Origin of the sequence: Lacrimispora sp. 38-1 (genome assembly GCF_049890855.1) — a bacterium.
Lineage (GTDB): Bacteria > Bacillota > Clostridia > Lachnospirales > Lachnospiraceae > Lacrimispora.
Map to the genome: position 1 here is coordinate 77,110 of NZ_JBANEW010000011.1, position 18,596 is coordinate 95,705.

Sequence of the window (18,596 nt, forward strand, 5' to 3'; positions counted from 1 at the left end):
GGATTTTATGAAATTAGTTACTTACGAGGTTGACCGTAGAAGAGATATCGGAGTCGTGAGCAGGGATGGGATGTGGGTTTTCCCTCTTAAGGCTTTCGGTATGGAATACAGAGAGATGCTGGAAGTTGTAAAGGGACTGAGCCAGTCAGAACGGGACCTGCTTGAACATGCATCTGGGCTGGATCCTTACAGCAGCAACATCGTAGGAGCGGCTATGATGAAAGAAGTCACCCTCCTGGCCCCAATTCTGACACCAGATCAGGATATTATCTGTCTGGGTCTTAATTACATGGAACATGCCGAGGAGTCAGCGCGCTACAAAAAAGAGGCGTTTGACAGGGAAAGAAACTATGCAGTCTACTTCTCCAAGAGAGTGAATGAAGCAGTGGCCCCTTATGGTGAAATAATAAGTCACTGTGATATTGTGGACAGCCTGGATTATGAAGCCGAGTTAGCTGTTATTATTGGAAAAGACGCGAAAGATGTGCCTGCAGAGAAGGCAGCAGATTATATATTTGGTTATACCATCATTAACGACGTGAGCGCACGCAATATACAAACGGCCCACAAGCAGTGGTATTTCGGAAAAAGCCTTGACGGATTCACTCCCATGGGCCCCTGTATTCTCACTTCTAATTCCATTTCCTATCCGCCTGAGCTATCCATTCAGTCAAAGGTAAACGGAGAACTGAGGCAGGACAGCAATACGCGTCTCATGATATTCCAAATCGATCACATTATCAGTGAACTGTCAAAAGGAATGACGCTGAAGGCAGGAACAATTATATCCACCGGAACTCCAAAAGGGGTAGGAATGGGCTTTAATCCCCCTGCATTTCTGTCAGTGGGTGACGAAGTGGAATGCATAATAGAGGAAATTGGTTCTATTAAAAACCGCGTCATATAATAGAATAAAATTTGAATTATTTGAAGTGTACAATTGCATATCTGCCGTTGTACACTTTTTCTCTGCCCGGGAAAATCCAATCCTGCTGTACAAAGCTGATAAAAGTGATAAAATATATAAAAACGGAGGGATAAACAATGGATCAGTTATCATTGGAAATACTGGAATATATTGAGGAGTACAGCAGCGAGACTTATGAACTTTTGCTGACCCTCGGAAAGATACCTGCACCTTCTAATCAGGAAGAAAAAAGAGCTGAGTTCTGCCGGGACTGGCTGGTGAGTCAGGGGGCGGAAAATGTCTATATTGATTCGGCTCTTAATGTGGTCTATCCCATAGGATGTACGAAAGACAACCCTGTTGTTGTATTTATGGCCCATACAGATGTGGTCTTTCCCGATACAACACCTCTGCCTGTTGTGGTTGAAAGTGGTAAAATAAAAGCTCCCGGAATCGGAGATGATACAGCCAATCTATGTGCACTTCTTATGTGTGCCAAATACATTGCCGGTAAAAAAATCACTCCCCCGGACTGCGGACTGCTTCTCATTGCCAACGCAGGGGAGGAAGGTCTTGGAAATCTAAAAGGCTCAAGGCAGATTGTTAAGGAGTATGGAGACCGGATCAGAGAATTCTATTCCATAGACGGCTATATGGACCGTATCACAACGGATGCCGTAGGCTCCAGAAGATATGAGGTGGAGGTATTGACGGAAGGCGGGCATTCATTTATGAAATTCGGGAACTGCAATGCCATTGCCTGTCTGGCCTCTATGATTAACTCCCTTTATACAATAAGGGTCCCGGAAACAAAAACGAAAACCACCTATAATGTGGGAACCATTTCAGGGGGGACCTCAGTTAACACCATTGCCCAGCAGGCGAAGATGCTTTATGAGTTCCGGTCAGACAGCATGGAAGATCTGGAATTTATGGAGCGGCATTTTAAGGCTGTCGCAGAAAGCTACCGGACAAAGCAGGTGGAAGTAAACACACTTCTGGTGGGTGAGCGTCCCTGCAGCAGTGGAGTCGATCCATTAAAGCAGGAGCGTATGATTAATAAGGTTTTACAAGCGGTGAAAAGGCATACAGGAACGGAACCTCAAAAGGGCTGTGGTTCCACAGACTGCAATATCCCCCTTTCACAGGGAATTCCCAGTGTCTGCTTTGGGGCTGTCAGAGGAAGCGGGGCCCATACGCGGCAGGAATGGGTTGATATTGCCAGCTTAAAAGAAGGTTACCGCGTTGCTTTTGAACTGATATTATCCTGTTTTTAAGAAAATGAAAGAGAAGAGGTACAGAGAAGATGATTACTGTCAGTGCATGCCTGATTGTAAAAAATGAAGAAAATGTATTGACCCGCTGTCTTTTAAGCCTGAAGGATCTGGTTGATGAGATAGTTCTTGTAGATACCGGATCAACAGACAGAACAAAGGAGATAGGGAAACAGTTTGGGTGCAGAATCTTTGATTTTACATGGGTAGATGATTTTGCCGCTGCAAGAAATTTCTCTTTTGAAAAAGCAGGGATGGATTATATCTATGTGGCGGATGCCGATGAGATCATTGATGAGGAAAACAGAAAGCGGTTTATGGATTTAAAGCAATGTATTCTGCCCGAGATAGAAATAGTACAGATGAAATACACCAATCAGCTGCAGTTTAATACAACGTATAACTTTGATTGCGAGTACCGTCCCAAATTATTTAAAAGAAACCGCAGATTTGAGTGGCTGGATCCCGTTCATGAAACTATACGCTTAGATCCGATTATATTTGACAGCGAAATCGAAATCATACATATGCCGGAAGGAAATCATTCAAAGCGTGATTTTGGTATTTTCAGAAAACTGATAGCAAAAGGAATTCCTCTTTCTAAGAAGCTTCGTTCCATGTATGCCAGGGAACTGTTTATTTCCGGAGAGGATCAGGATTTTCTGGATGCGGAAGCTTATTTTACCGGTCTGTTGTCAGAAGACAGGGCAGAAGAAGAGTTGAAAATTATTCAGTGTGTTTTGACGAGATGCGGACGGATAAAGCATGATGGAACCCAGATCTTAAAAAATGCACTGAAGAATATTGCTTGCGGAAAAGCCAGTGCGGAGGTCTGTTATGATGTCGGAGAGTATTTTATGGAAGTGGGAGATCTGCAGGAAGCAGTGATCTGGTTTTATAATGCAGCCTATGAAACGGAATGTGAACTGAATATCAGGTATTCGAAGGAACTCCCTCTTCTTAAACTTGCCAGATGTTACGAACTGTCGGGAGATATCACGCAGTCAAAGCTGTATCAGGAACTTGCCCAGAATGCAGTGGAGAAGTAAGCTTTAAGAGATTAGGAAATATAAAACGTGGCAGAAGTCAAAAGAGTCTGGTCTCTTATGACTTCTGCCACGTCTCTGCCTGTAACGGAGAGTTTACGGCAGTGCTTTAGTAATTTTCAGCTTTTCTTTCAAAATAGGCTTTCGGATGTGCGCATACCGGACAAATCTCAGGAGCATCCGCACCTTCGTGAATATAACCGCAGTTGCGGCACTTCCAGCCAAGGGGAGCATCGCCCTTAAAGGTTTTATCATTCTTTAAGCTGTCTAACAGCTTTAAATATCTCTTTTCATGAGAGGCTTCTACCTTACCGACAAATTCAAACTTCAGTGCAAGCTCTGTGAACCCTTCTGCTCTAGCTTCTTCAGCCATTCTTTTATACATATCTGTCCACTCATAGTTTTCACCTTCTGCAGCATCCACAAGGTTCTCTTCCGGAGTGCCAATGCCGTGCAGTTCTTTAAACCACATCTTAGCATGCTCCTTCTCCTGGTCAGCAGTTTCCAGATATAACGCAGCCATCTGCTCATATCCGGATTTTTTTGCAGCAGACGCATAAAAAGTATACTTATTTCTTGCCATGGACTCGCCGGCAAATGCATCTTTTAAATTCTGTTCTGTTTTTGTACCCGCATATTTAGACATCGTAAAAACCCTCCTGTTCGAAAATGGATTTAGCCGAAGTATCTTTCCAGTAAGCCTTTGAATGCTTTTCCGTGGCGTGCTTCATCCTTAGCCATCTCATGTACGGTATCATGAATTGCATCTAAGTTTAATGCTTTGGCACGCTTTGCAAGATCAAATTTGCCTGCTGTTGCGCCGTTTTCAGCTGCTACTCTTAATTCCAGATTCTTCTTTGTGCTGGAGGATACACATTCGCCTAATAATTCAGCAAACTTGGAAGCATGCTCAGCTTCTTCGTGAGCAGCCTTCTCGTAATATAAGCCGATTTCAGGATAGCCTTCTCTGTGAGCAGCTCTGGACATGGCAAGGTACATTCCAACCTCGGTACATTCGCCTTCAAAATTCGCTCTTAAATCCTTCATGATATCTTCAGGAGAACCCTGAGCTACACCAATCTCATGCTCGCAGGCCCAGGACATATCTTCGTCCTGTAATTTAAACTTCTCAGAACCAGCTTTACATACTGGACAGAATTCCGGAGCTGTCTCTCCTTCGTGAACATAACCGCATACTGTACAAACCCATTTTTTCATGATCTCATGTCTCCTTTTATTTTAATTTTTTATTTGTAGTGTTTTGGTAATCGATAACAATAATGATTACTGATATTAAATTACCACATGTTTTATCCTATGTCAAGAGAAATTCTCAATTATTTTTCAGACAATCATTACAAGTGCCGTAAAAATAGATCTTGTGACTGTCAACCTGACCCTCCGCATGTTTTTGAGCCAGATGATTAATGCTGTCCATAGGTTCCATAGGCAGATCATATACCTGCCCGCATTTCCTGCATACAAAATGATAATGCGGTGATGTGTCCGCATCAAAGTGATCGGCGCCGTCTCCACAGGTCAGCTTCTGAATTTCCCCCAGTTCCACCAGAAGGTTTAAATTCCGGTAGACGGTACCAAGGCTGATATTGGGGAATTCTTCGCGAATCGAAGTGTATAAGGCGTCGGCAGTGGGGTGATCGTGTCTCGCCATTAAACAGGACTTTATAGATTCCCGCTGACGGCTGTACTTTAATGTTTTCATGGCCGCTCCTTTTCTATAAACAATAATTATAGTAGTAATTGTTACTATTTAATAATATAGGATTCTAACCCATTTGTCAATCTGCAGTTAAATCTATATATTTTCCTTTGCAATCCGGATAAATTCTTCTGTAGCCTGAGACAGGTATCTGCCCTTATGGCACCCAAACGCGAGAATGCCATGGCTGCGCATGTAATTTAACGAAAAGTAATTTAGACCGGCTTTTTTCATAACAGCACCGGCGCCGTCCTGGTTTCCTGACATAAACATCTTAGGATAGAAGGTGATGCCCATACCCTTTGATGCAAGGGCAAGAACTGTTTCAATATTCTCTGTCTCCAAAAGAATGTTTGGAGAAAGCTGAGCCTCTTCAAATATTTCATCGGCAATGGTGCGTACCCGGTTCCCTTTATTGATGAGAAGATAGGGGCAATCCTTTAAAAGTGTCACATCCGCATTGGATTCCAGTTCCTTTTTAATCTCATCCTGCCTGCCCGGAAAATACCGGTCTAAGATCTGGTCAGGAACTACCAGAAGGATTTCTTCTTCGCAGATGGGAACTGTCTCTACATTTTCCGCTTTAAATGGAAGAAGGTCAATCATAAGATCAATCTCTCCGTGAATCAGCGCATTGCTTAGTTCAGACGAATTTCCTTCTACCAGATGAAGTTCGATATTGGGAAACTTCTCCTGGAAGGCGGGAAGAATGACAGGAAGAAGAAAGCGCCCTCTGGTATGGGATACACCGATGGAGAGCTGTCCGATGGTAAAATCTTTAATGTCTGCTAACTGGCGGTATGTTTCATCCTTTAAATCCAGAAGCTCTTTGGCACGGATCTTTAAGGCACGGCCCGCATAGGTCAGTGTCAGGGGCATGGTACGGTTAAAGAGCTGAACATCAAATTCTTTTTCCATATTAGAGATATGGTTGCTTAAAGACTGCTGGGAAATATAAAGCCGTCTTGCGGCTCTTGTAATATTTAATTCTTCCGCAACAGCCAGAAAATATTCCAGGTTCAGGAAGTTAATCATAGATAAGCCTCCAGCTTTGGTATATAGGGGAGAAGCCGGTCAATGGAGCTGTTTACAACCAGTTCCTGGGGAAATGATAATTCATCAAGCAGCTCTAAAGCGCGGGTATGATTCCCAACATCAGCCTCAATGTGGGCGTCGCTGTTTATAATAATGGATGCTCTGTAGCGGCGGCATAAATCCAGCATAATCTCATAGTTCTCCCTTGCGTTTTTTCTGGGACTTAAGGGGTGAAGGGAACTGGAATTGACCTCCAGAAGGGTGTGGTTTTCTGCCGCTGCACAGACTATGGTATCGTAATCCACCGGAAAGCGGCTGTCATCCGGGTGTCCGATAATCTTTACATAGGGATTTTCTATAGCGCCTGTATAGGCACTTGTATTCTGGGCCATGGTTCCGTTTTTATAGCAGGGTTCATGAATGCTTGCTATGGAATAGTCCAGTTTTTCAAGAAGACCTTCTCTTAAGTCGATCCGGCCGGTATAGTCAAGTATATTCAGCTCTGCTCCCATAAGAATATGAATTCCGTAGAGCGTGCGTGGGATCACTTTAAAATTAATAAAATAAAATTCGTGGCATGTTCCTGGCATTTTTGGTGCGTGGTCCGTGGAACCCATGAGAGCGAGTCCTTTTTCAGAGGCAGATCTTGTCATTTCATACAACGTGTTGTATGCATGTCCGCTGGCCACGGTGTGAGTATGCAGGTCCATTATGTCCTTCATCATGTTTGTCCTTTCTGTTGCAAAGCCGGATCTTTAATTCGGCAAGTATGTATTTTTCTTAGAATATAACATATTTTTCCTGAGAAAACTATAGAAATATCGGGCGGGATGTGTTAAATATATACTTAGATTATGCCTGAAACAAGGTATTTTATGAATGGAGGAATTCTTATGGAAGAAGAGATGAAGACAGATGCTGTTTCCCAGGAGCATGTGGAAACCATGGATGATTATGCGGCTGAGCTGGAGGCATCCTTTAAACGCGTCAGAGAAGGCGATACAGTAACCGGAACAGTAATCCGTGTAAGCGAGGACCAGGTTTTTCTGGATTTAAAATATTATGCCGAAGGAATCATTAATAAAGAGGACTTAAGCAGTGATCCTGATTTTAACCCTCTTGTTGAAATTCATACGGGAGATGAAATCACCGCAACCGTTATAAGCACCGATGACGGGGAAGGAAACCTTGTGCTATCCAGAAAGCTTCAAAATGATCAGGCAGCATGGGAGAAGTTACGGATCATGATGGAAGACCGCACCATGATAGCGATAAAGATATCAGAGATTGTAAAAGGCGGAGCTGTGGTTTACCTGGAAGGAATCCGCGGTTTTATACCCGCTTCCAAGCTGGCTGCGGAGTATGTTGAAAATCTGGAGGATTTTAGCGGAAAGACCATTGATGTAACAGTGATTACTGCTGACGAAGAGAACCGGAAGCTGGTACTGTCCGGAAAAGAACCTGCATTATTAAAACAGAAAGAAGAGACCAGCAGAAAGATTGCCAAATGTCAGGCTGGAGCGGTTATGGAAGGAACGGTTGATACCATAAAGGATTACGGTGCATTTATTAATCTGGAAAACGGTCTTTCCGGTCTCCTCCACATTTCTCAGATCAGCAATCAGAGAATTAAGCACCCGGGCGCGGTTTTAAAGGAAGGACAGACTGTAAAGGTAAAAATTATCTCGACTGCAGATAATAAGATCAGTTTAAGCATGAAGGCGGTGGAAGACGGTGAGGAAGAAGCAGCAGAGATCTTTGATTACAAAGAAGAGGGAAGTGCATCTACCGGACTTGCAAATCTTTTAAAAGGATTAAAATTTTAGAAACTGGGTAAAAACAATATAAAATATCGGGTTTCTATGGTATACTGTTTAAAGAGTAGCAGGGGCTGTCGTTTGGGCTGCCCCTGTCTCACTGATTCAAACAGGTTGCCAAGGGAGGGGGAATGTGGAATGAATATTCCCAAATCATTTGATCAGGTTGACCAGTGGAAATCCATCATATTTTTGTATGACTCAGCATTAAGGGAAATTAATACAAAAATAGAGATACTCAATAATGAGTTTGTGCATATCTATAATTACAACCCCATTGAGCACATCAAGTCAAGACTTAAAACGCCGGACAGTATTGTCAAAAAATTAAAGCGGTACGGGTACGATGTGACCATTGATAATATGGTGGAAAAGTTAAACGATATTGCAGGAATCCGGATTATCTGCTCGTTTACTTCAGATATTTATCATATTGCGGAGATGATAACAAAGCAAAGTGATGTAACAGTCCTTTATGTAAAGGATTATATTGAGAATCCAAAGCCCAACGGATATAAAAGCTACCACATGGTAGTTACCATCCCCATTTATCTGACGGATGGGCCGGTTGATACCAAGGTGGAGATTCAGATCAGAACTGTAGCCATGGATTTCTGGGCAAGTCTGGAGCATAAGATTTACTACAAATTTGAAGGCAATGCCCCGGCATATCTGCAGCAGGAGCTGAAAGCCTGTGCAGATGTGGTCAATATGCTAGATAAAAAGATGTTTTCTTTGAATCAGGCCATTCTGGAACTGAGTGAAGCACAAAAGCCCATACCAGACGGCGGAGACAGTAAGGCAGAGGAAGAATAAAAGAAAAGGTGCAGCCTTGACGATTCCGCCCGCTTAAGGCTGTTTTTTAACTTCATAAAAAGAAGGTTGTTCTATGGGCACATTAACAAAAGACACATTTAAGATTCTTAAATATAATCAGAGAAATGGGTTAATCTTCACGCTGCTGTTTCGCCTGGTTACAGCTCCTTTGTATCTGCTTGCTTTAAATGCAGGTCTTGAGTTTGCGCTTAAAATGGCTGATTACAGCTATTTAACTGCGTCAAATATCGGTTCCTTTCTGATAAAACCATGGACAGCAGTGATCATTGCTGCTCTTTTGATTTTTGGGATATTAATAATGCTTTTGGAAACAGGCTGCCTGATTACACTGTATCAGGGAGCATTCTACTTCAGAAAGCTAAGTTTGTGGCAGATTCTGGCGGGAGGATTATCAAAACTTCTTGATGAGATCCGCCGGAAAAACTGGCAGCTGGGACTTCTGGTTCTGGCGGATTATTTTATTACGAATCTGTATCTGATTTATCGGGTATTTACCCATGTAAAACCAATTAATTTCGTTACTTCTGAGTTACTGAGGCAGCCATGGGGACGGGTCCTGCTGGCAGCTTCCATTCTTCTGATCCTGTTTTTTGTGGTTCCGGGGCTTTATGTATTTCATACCTGTATGGTGGAGCAGAAGCGGTTCCGGGACGGCTATTTAAAAAGCTGGTGGCTTTTGAGACGCAGGATGTTTGAGGTCCTGCCTCTGATGCTTGTTTATTATGGGCTTGCCATCCTTGCTCTTTGGGCGCTTTACGGATTTTGTGTGCTGCTTACCGCTGTGGCAGTTACCCTGTTTACAGATAACCGTCTGGCACTTGCTGTGCTTCCGGCAGCCTGTGACTGGATCGAGCTGGTCCTTATTTTCTTTTCCAGCATGCTTCTGGCTGTGGGCAAATACGGGGCTGTCAGTGTTCAGTATTTCCGGTTTAACAGCAGGATTTCCAGAAAGGCGGCAGCCATTGGTTATGAGGGCAAGCCTTTTGGAAACCGGAAGACAGCAGGAATCATCATGTCAGCTGCGACGGCGATTTGTCTGCTGTCCCTCTTTTACGTTTTAAGAAACGGTTCTGTGATAACCGGAGATATGCTCAGTGAGATTCAGATCACTGCGCACCGGGGCAGTTCCAATGAGGCGCCGGAGAATACCATGGCTGCACTTCATAAGGCAGTGGATGATCTGGCTGATTATGCAGAGATTGATGTACAGGAGACAAAGGACGGGATCGTTGTACTGGGACACGACTTTACTTTGAACCGGGTGGCTGGCATAAACCGGACCATCGGTTCCTATGATTATGATGATTTGGTCAGGCTGGATGTAGGTTCCTGGTTTTCTGATGAATACAGAGGAGAGTATATACCCACCCTGCAGGAAGCCATGGAATATTGCAAAGGGAAGATTAATTTAAACATTGAGATTAAAAACCTGGGTGAGGACAGTGACTTACCGGAAAAGGTGGTACAGCTGATCGATGAATATCAGATGGAAGAGCAGTGCGTGGTGACTTCCACACGTTTTTCCTATCTGGTCAGAATTAAAAAGACAGATCCCCAGATCCGGACCGGCTATATCATATCTGCGGCATACGGGAACTTTTATTCCAGTGATTCCATAGATTTTATCAGCCTTCGTTCCAACTTTATCAATGAACGGCTGGTGGAGGCTGCACATGAAAAAGGAAAGACGGTACACGCCTGGACCGTGAACGGGAAAAGCGAGATGGAACGAATGAAGATGCTGGGAGTTGATAATATCATTACAGATTACCCCATACTTGCGCGTGAGATTGTCTACCGTGAGGCTGCCACAGAAAGTCTGCTGGAATATTTACAGCTGGTATTAAAATAGACAGGAGAACATACATGAGAATTGTATTACAGCGGGTTGCCCATGCTTCAGTTACTGTAGATGGGCATGAGACCGGCTCTATTGGAAAAGGCTTTCTTCTTCTGTTAGGAGTTTCTGACACGGATACGGAAGAGATTGCGGATAAGATGGTGGATAAAATATGCAGACTCAGAATTTTTCCCGATGAAAACGGGAAGACTAATTTATCCTTATCCCAGGTGGAGGGGGAGATTCTGGTAGTGAGCCAGTTTACTCTCTATGCTGACTGCAGAAAAGGAAACCGGCCCAGCTTTGCGGGTGCAGGATCGCCGCAGCTGGCTAACCACCTTTATGAATATGCTGCAGCACGATTTGGAACTTTTGCGAAGAGGGTTCAGACCGGCAGCTTCGGTGCAGATATGAAGGTTTCTTTATTAAACGACGGACCATTTACGCTGGTATTAGACAGCGAGACGATATGTCCGGCAACGACTTAACGAATGAGCAGGGAAAAACCCCTGACAATAACGGAGGATGATTTACCATGGATAAAACAATTGGACAAAAACTTCAGGATGAACTGACATTTAAGTTTCCCCACATCGGAAAAGATGCGCCGGAACAGATGGAACAGGCAGATCTGTTCTGCAATGGATATAAGCGGTTTCTTGATAATGGAAAGACAGAACGGGAGTGTGTAAGAGAAGCCGTTGCCATGCTGGAGATGCAGGGCTATGTGCCTTTTGACGGAACAAAGTCCTACCGGCCGGGAGATAAAGTATACCAGGTTAACAGAGGGAAAGCGATCCTTGCAACTACCTTTGGAACACAGGGACTTGAGAAGGGACTTCGCATCAACGGTGCTCATATCGATTCTCCAAGACTTGATTTAAAACCCAATCCTGTTTATGAAAAGAACGATCTGGCTTACTTCAAGACCCACTATTACGGCGGAATCCGCAAATACCAGTGGGCGACTATTCCATTATCCATGCATGGTGTGATTATTAAAAAAAGCGGAGAAGTGATTGAGGTTAATATCGGTGAAAAGGAAGGCGATCCTGTATTCTGTATCACAGACTTACTTCCCCATCTGGCGGCGGAACAGAATGACAGAAAGCTTGGGGAAGGGTTGAAGGGAGAGGAACTGAATGTTGTCATCGGATCTTTGCCTTTTAATGATGAGGCTGAAATAAAAGAACCGGTTAAGCTGATGACTCTCAAACTTTTAAACGACCGTTTTGGAATTACGGAAACAGATTTTTTACGTGCTGAGATCGAGCTGGTTCCGGCACAGAAAGCCAGTGATGTTGGTCTGGACCGCAGCATCATCGGTGCATACGGTCAGGATGACAGGGTATGTGCCTATACAGCGCTTATGGCGGAGATAGATGCAGTGAAACCGGAATATACCACAGTGACCGTACTGGCAGACAAGGAAGAGATCGGTTCTGACGGCAATACCGGATTAAACTCTCACTTTGTTCTTCATTACATCGAAGACCTGGCTGAAGTGGCGCATGCAAATGTGAGAACTGTCCTGCGCAATTCCATGTGCTTATCTTCTGATGTCAATGCAGCTTTTGATCCGACCTTTGCCTCCGTTTACGAGGAGCGCAATTCCTGCTATTTAAATAAAGGCTGTGTTTTGACAAAGTATACCGGTGTCAGGGGAAAAGCAGGATCAAACGATGCCAGCGCGGAACTGATGGCAAAGGTAATTGCCATGATGGAGAAGGAAGGCGTATACTGGCAGATCGGTGAACTTGGCGCAGTAGACCAGGGCGGCGGCGGAACAATTGCCAAGTATGTGGCTGCGATGGATGTAGATGTGGTTGATTTAGGTGTGCCGATTTTGTCCATGCATTCCCCCTTTGAGCTTTCTTCCAAACTGGATGTTTATAATACATATAAGGCATTCCAGGCATTTTACAAATAATAACGGAATATTGAAATTTTTGTTAATTTCGGGAAAGTGCTTTTTTTACTGTGTCCAGTATGGTATAACTGACAGGAAGCAGTACGAATATGATATATAATTTTAGAAGGAAAAAGGATTGTATTATGAAAAAAATTTTAAATGTATGTATGTGCGGACTTGTTGCCGCCGCTATTGTAACCGGCTGTTCCAAGAAACCGGCAAATGAAACGACAGCAGCACCTGAAACAACACAAGCTGCGGCTACTGAATCCTCCGCACAGGAAACTGTTCCGTCTGTAGACTTATCAAAAGTGGATAACGGAACGATTACGCTGGGTAATTACAAGGGCATTGAAGTAAAAAGAGATGCTGTGGAAGTGACAGATGAGGAAGTGCAGCAGGCGATCCAGAGTGATCTGGCAGCTCATGAAAAAGATGTGGAAGTAGAACGTGCCGTACAGTCCGGCGATGTTGTAAACATTGATTTTGTAGGAAAAAAGGATGGCACAGCATTTGACGGCGGTACCGCCCAGGGCTATGATTTAACCATTGGATCCAATCAGTTCATTCCTGGTTTTGAAGAAGGAATTATCGGAGCAAAAAAGGGAGACAAACTCTCTTTGGATCTTACCTTCCCACAGGAATACAACAACAAGGATCTGGCAGGACAGCCGGTAGTATTTGAAGTAACGGTCAACACTATTAAAGAAAAACAGACTCCTGAGTTAAATGATGCATTTGTACAGGAAAACACAGAGTTCAAGACGGTTGACGAATATAAGGAAAACCAAAAACAGACTCTTCTTCAGAATAAGAATGACCAGGCAGATCAGAATGTAAAAAGCAATATTTATGATGCTGTTTTAGCAAATTCTACGGTTGAGGCGAATCAGGAAGCGATTGATGCCAATGTAGAGAATGTAGTTGCCAGATACACCAATCAGGCGGCAGCTTATGGCATGGACTTTGCATCATTTATCACTGCGTTTACTGGAATGAAGGAAGAAGATTTCAGAAGTACAGTGAAGACTCAGGCGGAAGGAATCGTAAAACAGAGACTGGTATTAAATGCGATTGCTGAAAAAGAGGGAATCACCGTAAACGATGATGACCGCAAGGATGTAGCCGAGAAGATGGGTTACGAAAGTGTAGACAGCATGATCCAGGCAGCAGGACAGTATGAAGTAGATGATTATATCATCAGCAATAAAGTACTGGATTTCTTAAAAGAGAACGCTAAAATAACGGAATAAATCACATACCATAGGGGGAACCTTTATGCAGCTTTTAAAGGACAGAATACGGAAGGACGGAAAGATCAAGTCCGGTGACGTACTGAAAGTAGACAGCTTTTTAAATCACCAGATGGACATAAAGCTGTTCGTGGAGATCGGAAAAGAGTTTAAGAGACGATTTGCAGATGAAGAAGTCAACAAGATCCTGACCATCGAGGCTTCCGGCATCGGTATCGCCTGTATTGTGGCTCAGTATTTTGATGTTCCTGTTGTATTTGCCAAGAAATCCAAGACGAAGAATATTGCCGGAGATGTTTATACCACTCAGGTAGAATCCTTTACCCATGGAAGAACCTATGATGTGATGGTATCCAAGGAATTTTTAGGTGCTGGTGATAAGGTGCTGCTCATTGATGATTTCTTAGCCAACGGTAAAGCGTTAGAGGGGCTTGCAGCGATTGTAAGAGACTCCGGCGCAGAACTGGTAGGAGCAGGAATTGTTATTGAGAAGGGATTTCAGCCCGGCGGAGACCACCTTCGTTCCGAAGGAATCCGGGTAGAATCCCTGGCAATTGTGGAAAGTATGGATGAAACCACCGGTACCATCTGTTTTCGAGGTGATCGATGACCGGGAAGAGAAAAGCCCTGTTTTTTGATATTGACGGCACGCTTTTTTCGGAAATTAACCGGAATGTGCCGGAGAGCGCAAAACAGGCCGTTGAACGTGCAAGAGAGGCAGGGCATCTGGTATTTATCAATTCCGGACGCACGTACTGTCTGACTGGACCCATACGGTCTATCCTGCAGGTAGATGGCTATTGCTGCGGCTGCGGGACACGGATTGTGGCGGGGGATGAAGTTCTTTACTCCGCCGCGATCCCTCATGAAACAGGCATTAAGATTAAAAAGATGATCCTGGAATATGGTCTTGACGGGGTTTTAGAGGGAACAGAAAGCTGTTATTTTAATAAAGAGGAATCACGGATCGAACAGGTCAGAATCATGAAGGAGCATATGGCTCTTGAAGGAAACTGCTCTCCTTTTGGCTGGGATGAAGACTGTTATGACTTTGATAAATTCTGCGTTATGGAAGATGAACAAAGTGATATGAAGGGATTCGCCCGGGAACTGGGGCTGGATTTTGATATAATAAACCGGGGCGGCGGATTTTACGAATGCGTTCCCGCGGGACACTCCAAGGCGACTGCCATTGAGGAAGTGATAAAGCATTATGGAGTAGACCTTGCGGATACATATGTATTCGGTGACAGCACCAATGATTTACCCATGTTTGAGTATGCCAGGAACTGCATTCTCATGGGGCACCACAGTGTGGAACTGGAGCCTTATGCCACGTTCTATACAAAGAATGTGGAAGACGACGGAGTGGCCTATGCAATGAAGAAGCTGGGACTTGTTTAACACATCGGTAAGATATATAAAAAACATGGGATTGGCAATAACCGGTCCCATGTTTTTTGCTGTTTAATTTAATTTGCCTAAAATGCTTCTGGCAACGCTGATTCCGTTGGCGGAGGCCTGCTGAAGTCCTCTTGTTACAGAGGCACCATCTCCGATGGCACGCAGTCCCAGCACACTGGTTTCGAAATCACTGTTAACGACTACTTTATTGGAATAGAATTTAACTTCCACACCGTAAAGAAGAGTCTCATCACTGGCGATACCAGGCGTAACCTTATCAAGAGCCAGCAGCATTTCCTTAATATCAACCATAATTCTGTGAGGGAACACCAGGGACAAATCGCCGGGAACCGCATCCTTTAAGGTGGGGATGATATTGTTCCGGCATAATCTCTCCTCTGTGGTACGTCTGCCTCTCTGGAAATCTCCAAAGGTCTGTACCAGAATTCTGCCGTCACACAGCATGTTGCTTAGCTGTGAAATATGTTTTCCGTATTCAATTGGTGTCTTAAATGGTTTGGTAAAGTTTTTGGATACCAGAATCGCAAAGTTTGTGTTATTGGTTTTGTACTCCTGTGATTTGTAGGCGTGTCCATTGACCACTGCCAGTCCGTTCTCGTAGTATTCCGTAGCTACTTCTCCGGAAGGATTGGTACAGAAGGTACGTACCTTATCATCAAAGGTTGGCGTGTAATAAACCAGCTTTGCTTCATAGAGATTCTTATTTAAGAATTCCATTACTTCATCTCTGACTTCAACACGGACACCGATATCAACGGTTCCGACCTTTGTCTCAATTCCATGGTTTCCGCAGATATGACTGAACCAGTCAGATCCTTCCCGGCCGATGGCGGAGACAATCTCAGGAGCCTCGTAGACCTCATCTTTATCAGTAATAATTCCTCTGGCCTGGTTATCCTCAATGATGATATCCTTAACCATGGTATTAAATTCCATCTCCACACCCTGTGTCAGTAAATGCTCCTGGAGACGGGTGTAGATTTTATAGCCTTCCTCCGTACCAAGATGGCGGATCGGGCATTCGATCAGCTTTAAATTGGCGTTAATGGCTTTGCGGCGGATCTCCTGAATCTCCTTCTGTTTGTCCACACCGTAAACATTGGTATCAGCGCCGAATTTTAAATAAATATTGTCAGATTCTTTTAACAGTTCTACGGTTTTGTCATATCCCAGTATTTCGGGAAGATTACCTCCGACATCAGGGGATAACGATAATTTACCGTCTGAGAATGCTCCTGCACCTGCAAATCCAGTGGTTATGGAGCATGGTTTGCAGCCTACACATACTTTGGTTGTACGTTTGGGACAGGTACGTTTTTCAATAGGACGGCCCTTTTCAATCATAAGGATTTTTAAATCCGGTTTTTTCTCGATCAGTTCATAGGCGCAGAAAATACCGGAGGGGCCTGCACCGATGATGATCACATCGTAATTTTTTGAAGCTTCCTTCATGAACATCACTCCTTTTTCCTTCTAACCCTTATAGTCAACTATTGAGGTAGTTGGTAGAAACGTTCAACCAATTTTGAACTTATATAAGCGCAACGGTTTTATTTTATCATAATGACAGGAGATATGACAAGGGACATGAGTATAAAATTTCTATAACAGGGATGATTGCCACAGCATCTTTTCCTTTAAATATACTGCTTTAGTGTCCGGTTGATTTTATTTCTGGTTAAAGTTAAATATGCAGCCGATTTGGGATAAGTTTCAAATGTAATCGGCTCCGATAAATCCTCTTCCAAAAGCTTTATAACAGCTTCCCTGCCGATATACCATTCCAGCAGTTTTAACGCCCTGTGGTCCTGTATGGCCTCATATAGAACCATAAGACGTATGGATTCCTCCGGATTCTTATCCGCTCCGGGATAAACTAAAAATGCATCACCGGAAGGAAAACTCCCTCCGCTGTCAGTGACGAGGTAGGGGTTAATATGTTCCATGGAGTATTCAGAATTATAGAAGTTAAAACCCCAGTGGAGAATTCCTTCAATTCCGAACTTATAGACCTGGATTCCATAGATGCGGTTCCGCGCTGATGGCATGGCCATAAAGCGATTGGCAACACCCACACACTGGGCGGTACAATAGTAGCTCCATAAATGAGGAACACCGTGCTGTAAAAATGGTTCTATGTGGTCGGTGGCACAAACAGGACGCTCAGCCAGACCTGCCTCATAAAAAGAATATTCGGAAAGAGCATCAATCAGCTTACAGTCTTTTAAATGGCTCATTACCGATTCTCTGGCTGCTGCATAAGATTCCAAATGGGCGCTTCTTGGTTCGTCTGAAATATGGAACCAGGTATCGTCGAGAATACCAAGTATTTTCAGTTCCTCCTTCAGGGCAGGAAGAAACTGATTGAGAAAACAGGTGTATTCACCTAAGGCTTTCGTATGCCAGCCAAACCGTTTCACAGTCTCCCCGTTTACAGTCACCAGGATTTTTGGAGCAAAGCCCGCTCCCCACTGGGTAAACAGATGTGCCATTTCAAAATATTTAATACCGGATGCCTTGCAGATTGCCACCCATCGTTTCAGTCTGGTAAAATCAAATTGATAGTGATTGTTTTCTTCCGTTATTTCAACCAGTTGAATGGTGGTCCGTTCCCCGCCCTTTGCAGTGTCAAGAGGAGGGGTGAAAATGGGAGTAAGTATCATGTTCATGCCCTTTTTGCCATAAAGGGTAATAAAATTTTCAAGGATATGCCAGTGCTCTTCCGAAAATACGGGAACATGATAATAATCGGCCAGACAGTCTCCATGAAACCATTCCGTATGAATCAGCTCCTGATCCGGCAATGATGCCGGAATGACTTCGATTACGGCGGTAACCGAGGCGGCTGTTAATCCGGTTCCATTTATCAGTGAAACGGTGACAGGATAAAACCCACGCGGGATATCATGGGTAAGTGACAGGTCAACCCAAAGGCTTTGCCACACACCGGGAAGGAGCACAAATTCATCCTGATCCAGATTTCTAAGGAGATCCGGATAAAGCCCAGGTGTATGGCGAAGATAATTGCTGTCGCGCTTTATATGTGCCGGATATGCAGAGGGAACGGAGATTACCTGTCGGATATTGATATATTTTTCCAATACAGAATCGATATCAACCCGCAGGGTTTCTTTCTCGTTTCCGGTAAAAGAGCAGGCGGCCTGAAAGGAAACCGTTTCGCCGTAAAGTCCGCTAAGGCGGCAGCATTCCGGAAAGAATAAGGGCTCTTCATCGGCAAAAACCTTGCTTAGTGAGCTTAAAAGAATCATACGGTAGCAATTGTTCTGTTTTTCCATATCGTTATTCCTCCCTGAATAGTTACATTATAACTTCCCATGTATCTATTATCAATGGAATAAAATAAATCTGTCATTCTGCCTTTACATCCTTCTTTTAAACTGTTAAAATGAAAAGAATCGCGTTAGGTACCCCTGTATGGGAAATCTAACGCTTTTCGGGCGTTCATAAAACGCCCCGATCAGTCATGAAACGCAACTGCTGTTAATATAGACAATAATAAGGAGAATCAT

The 18,596-nt window shown here is 43.8% G+C and carries 18 protein-coding genes and 1 riboswitch; of the genes, 11 read left to right on the forward strand and 7 right to left on the reverse strand.

Annotated elements, in window-relative coordinates; all coding sequences use genetic code 11:
* Positions 1 to 7 precede the first annotated feature (7 nt).
* The 3 genes from V7D18_RS02965 to V7D18_RS02975 all read left to right on the forward strand — a co-directional run bounded on the left by V7D18_RS02965 (position 8) and on the right by V7D18_RS02975 (position 3,230).
* The gene (locus V7D18_RS02965; protein WP_426151290.1) at positions 8 to 907 is read left to right on the forward strand and encodes a fumarylacetoacetate hydrolase family protein; all 900 of its coding nucleotides are present in this window, start codon (positions 8 to 10) and stop codon (positions 905 to 907) included.
* Between the two features lie 137 nt (positions 908 to 1,044).
* A complete protein-coding gene (locus V7D18_RS02970) occupies positions 1,045 to 2,184 on the forward strand; it encodes a M20/M25/M40 family metallo-hydrolase (protein WP_426151292.1) in 1,140 nt (379 codons plus the stop codon).
* 29 nt (positions 2,185 to 2,213) lie between these two features.
* Positions 2,214 to 3,230 carry a glycosyltransferase family 2 protein gene (locus tag V7D18_RS02975; RefSeq protein WP_426151294.1) on the forward strand — a complete coding sequence of 339 codons (1,017 nt, stop codon included), beginning with the start codon at positions 2,214 to 2,216 and terminating at the stop codon, positions 3,228 to 3,230.
* Positions 3,231 to 3,336: 106 nt separating this feature from the next.
* Here the strand turns inward: V7D18_RS02975 and rbr are convergent, their stop codons facing one another.
* From rbr to V7D18_RS03000, 5 genes are all read right to left on the reverse strand, one after another.
* On the reverse strand, positions 3,337 to 3,873 hold the full coding sequence (rbr, locus tag V7D18_RS02980; RefSeq protein ID WP_426151296.1) for a rubrerythrin: 537 nt from the start codon (positions 3,871 to 3,873) through the stop codon (positions 3,337 to 3,339).
* Positions 3,874 to 3,902: 29 nt separating this feature from the next.
* Positions 3,903 to 4,445 (reverse strand): NADH peroxidase, encoded by a 543-nt coding sequence (locus tag V7D18_RS02985; protein ID WP_117415852.1) that lies wholly within the window; start codon positions 4,443 to 4,445, stop codon positions 3,903 to 3,905.
* 115 nt (positions 4,446 to 4,560) lie between these two features.
* Positions 4,561 to 4,950, reverse strand: a complete 390-nt coding sequence (locus V7D18_RS02990) for a Fur family transcriptional regulator (protein ID WP_426151298.1) — start codon at positions 4,948 to 4,950, stop codon at positions 4,561 to 4,563.
* 93 nt (positions 4,951 to 5,043) lie between these two features.
* A complete protein-coding gene (locus V7D18_RS02995) occupies positions 5,044 to 5,982 on the reverse strand; it encodes a LysR family transcriptional regulator (protein ID WP_426151300.1) in 939 nt (312 codons plus the stop codon).
* Positions 5,979 to 6,704, reverse strand: coding sequence for a phosphatase (locus V7D18_RS03000; protein ID WP_426151383.1), 726 nt, complete (start codon positions 6,702 to 6,704; stop codon positions 5,979 to 5,981). Before V7D18_RS03000 ends, V7D18_RS02995 begins: the two co-directional genes overlap by 4 nt.
* Before the next feature lie 171 nt (positions 6,705 to 6,875).
* Between V7D18_RS03000 and V7D18_RS03005 the strand changes: the two genes are divergently transcribed.
* The 8 genes from V7D18_RS03005 to V7D18_RS03040 all read left to right on the forward strand — a co-directional run bounded on the left by V7D18_RS03005 (position 6,876) and on the right by V7D18_RS03040 (position 15,045).
* On the forward strand, positions 6,876 to 7,808 hold the full coding sequence (locus V7D18_RS03005; protein ID WP_426151302.1) for a S1 RNA-binding domain-containing protein: 933 nt from the start codon (positions 6,876 to 6,878) through the stop codon (positions 7,806 to 7,808).
* Between the two features lie 129 nt (positions 7,809 to 7,937).
* Positions 7,938 to 8,615 (forward strand): GTP pyrophosphokinase, encoded by a 678-nt coding sequence (locus V7D18_RS03010; RefSeq protein ID WP_426151304.1) that lies wholly within the window; start codon positions 7,938 to 7,940, stop codon positions 8,613 to 8,615.
* A gap of 73 nt (positions 8,616 to 8,688) precedes the next feature.
* Entirely contained in the window at positions 8,689 to 10,488 is a 1,800-nt protein-coding gene (locus V7D18_RS03015; RefSeq protein WP_426151306.1) for a glycerophosphodiester phosphodiesterase family protein, read from the forward strand.
* A 14-nt stretch (positions 10,489 to 10,502) separates the two neighbouring features.
* Positions 10,503 to 10,964 carry a D-aminoacyl-tRNA deacylase gene (gene dtd / locus V7D18_RS03020; RefSeq protein ID WP_426151308.1) on the forward strand — a complete coding sequence of 154 codons (462 nt, stop codon included), beginning with the start codon at positions 10,503 to 10,505 and terminating at the stop codon, positions 10,962 to 10,964.
* A gap of 47 nt (positions 10,965 to 11,011) precedes the next feature.
* On the forward strand, positions 11,012 to 12,406 hold the full coding sequence (locus V7D18_RS03025) for an aminopeptidase (RefSeq protein WP_426151310.1): 1,395 nt from the start codon (positions 11,012 to 11,014) through the stop codon (positions 12,404 to 12,406).
* Between the two features lie 125 nt (positions 12,407 to 12,531).
* Entirely contained in the window at positions 12,532 to 13,641 is a 1,110-nt protein-coding gene (gene tig / locus V7D18_RS03030; RefSeq protein ID WP_426151312.1) for a trigger factor, read from the forward strand.
* A 25-nt stretch (positions 13,642 to 13,666) separates the two neighbouring features.
* Positions 13,667 to 14,251 carry a xanthine phosphoribosyltransferase gene (locus V7D18_RS03035; RefSeq protein WP_117419529.1) on the forward strand — a complete coding sequence of 195 codons (585 nt, stop codon included), beginning with the start codon at positions 13,667 to 13,669 and terminating at the stop codon, positions 14,249 to 14,251.
* Positions 14,248 to 15,045 carry an HAD family hydrolase gene (locus tag V7D18_RS03040; RefSeq protein WP_426151314.1) on the forward strand — a complete coding sequence of 266 codons (798 nt, stop codon included), beginning with the start codon at positions 14,248 to 14,250 and terminating at the stop codon, positions 15,043 to 15,045. The genes V7D18_RS03035 and V7D18_RS03040 overlap by 4 nt, the downstream gene beginning before the upstream one ends.
* Before the next feature lie 63 nt (positions 15,046 to 15,108).
* Here V7D18_RS03040 and V7D18_RS03045 read toward each other — a convergent pair whose 3' ends face one another.
* Both V7D18_RS03045 and V7D18_RS03050 read right to left on the reverse strand, forming a co-directional pair.
* Entirely contained in the window at positions 15,109 to 16,518 is a 1,410-nt protein-coding gene (locus V7D18_RS03045) for an NAD(P)/FAD-dependent oxidoreductase (RefSeq protein WP_426151316.1), read from the reverse strand.
* Positions 16,519 to 16,529: 11 nt separating this feature from the next.
* Positions 16,530 to 16,625: riboswitch (purine riboswitch) on the reverse strand.
* Positions 16,626 to 16,703: 78 nt separating this feature from the next.
* On the reverse strand, positions 16,704 to 18,362 hold the full coding sequence (locus tag V7D18_RS03050; RefSeq protein WP_426151318.1) for a DUF4091 domain-containing protein: 1,659 nt from the start codon (positions 18,360 to 18,362) through the stop codon (positions 16,704 to 16,706).
* Positions 18,363 to 18,596 lie beyond the last annotated feature (234 nt).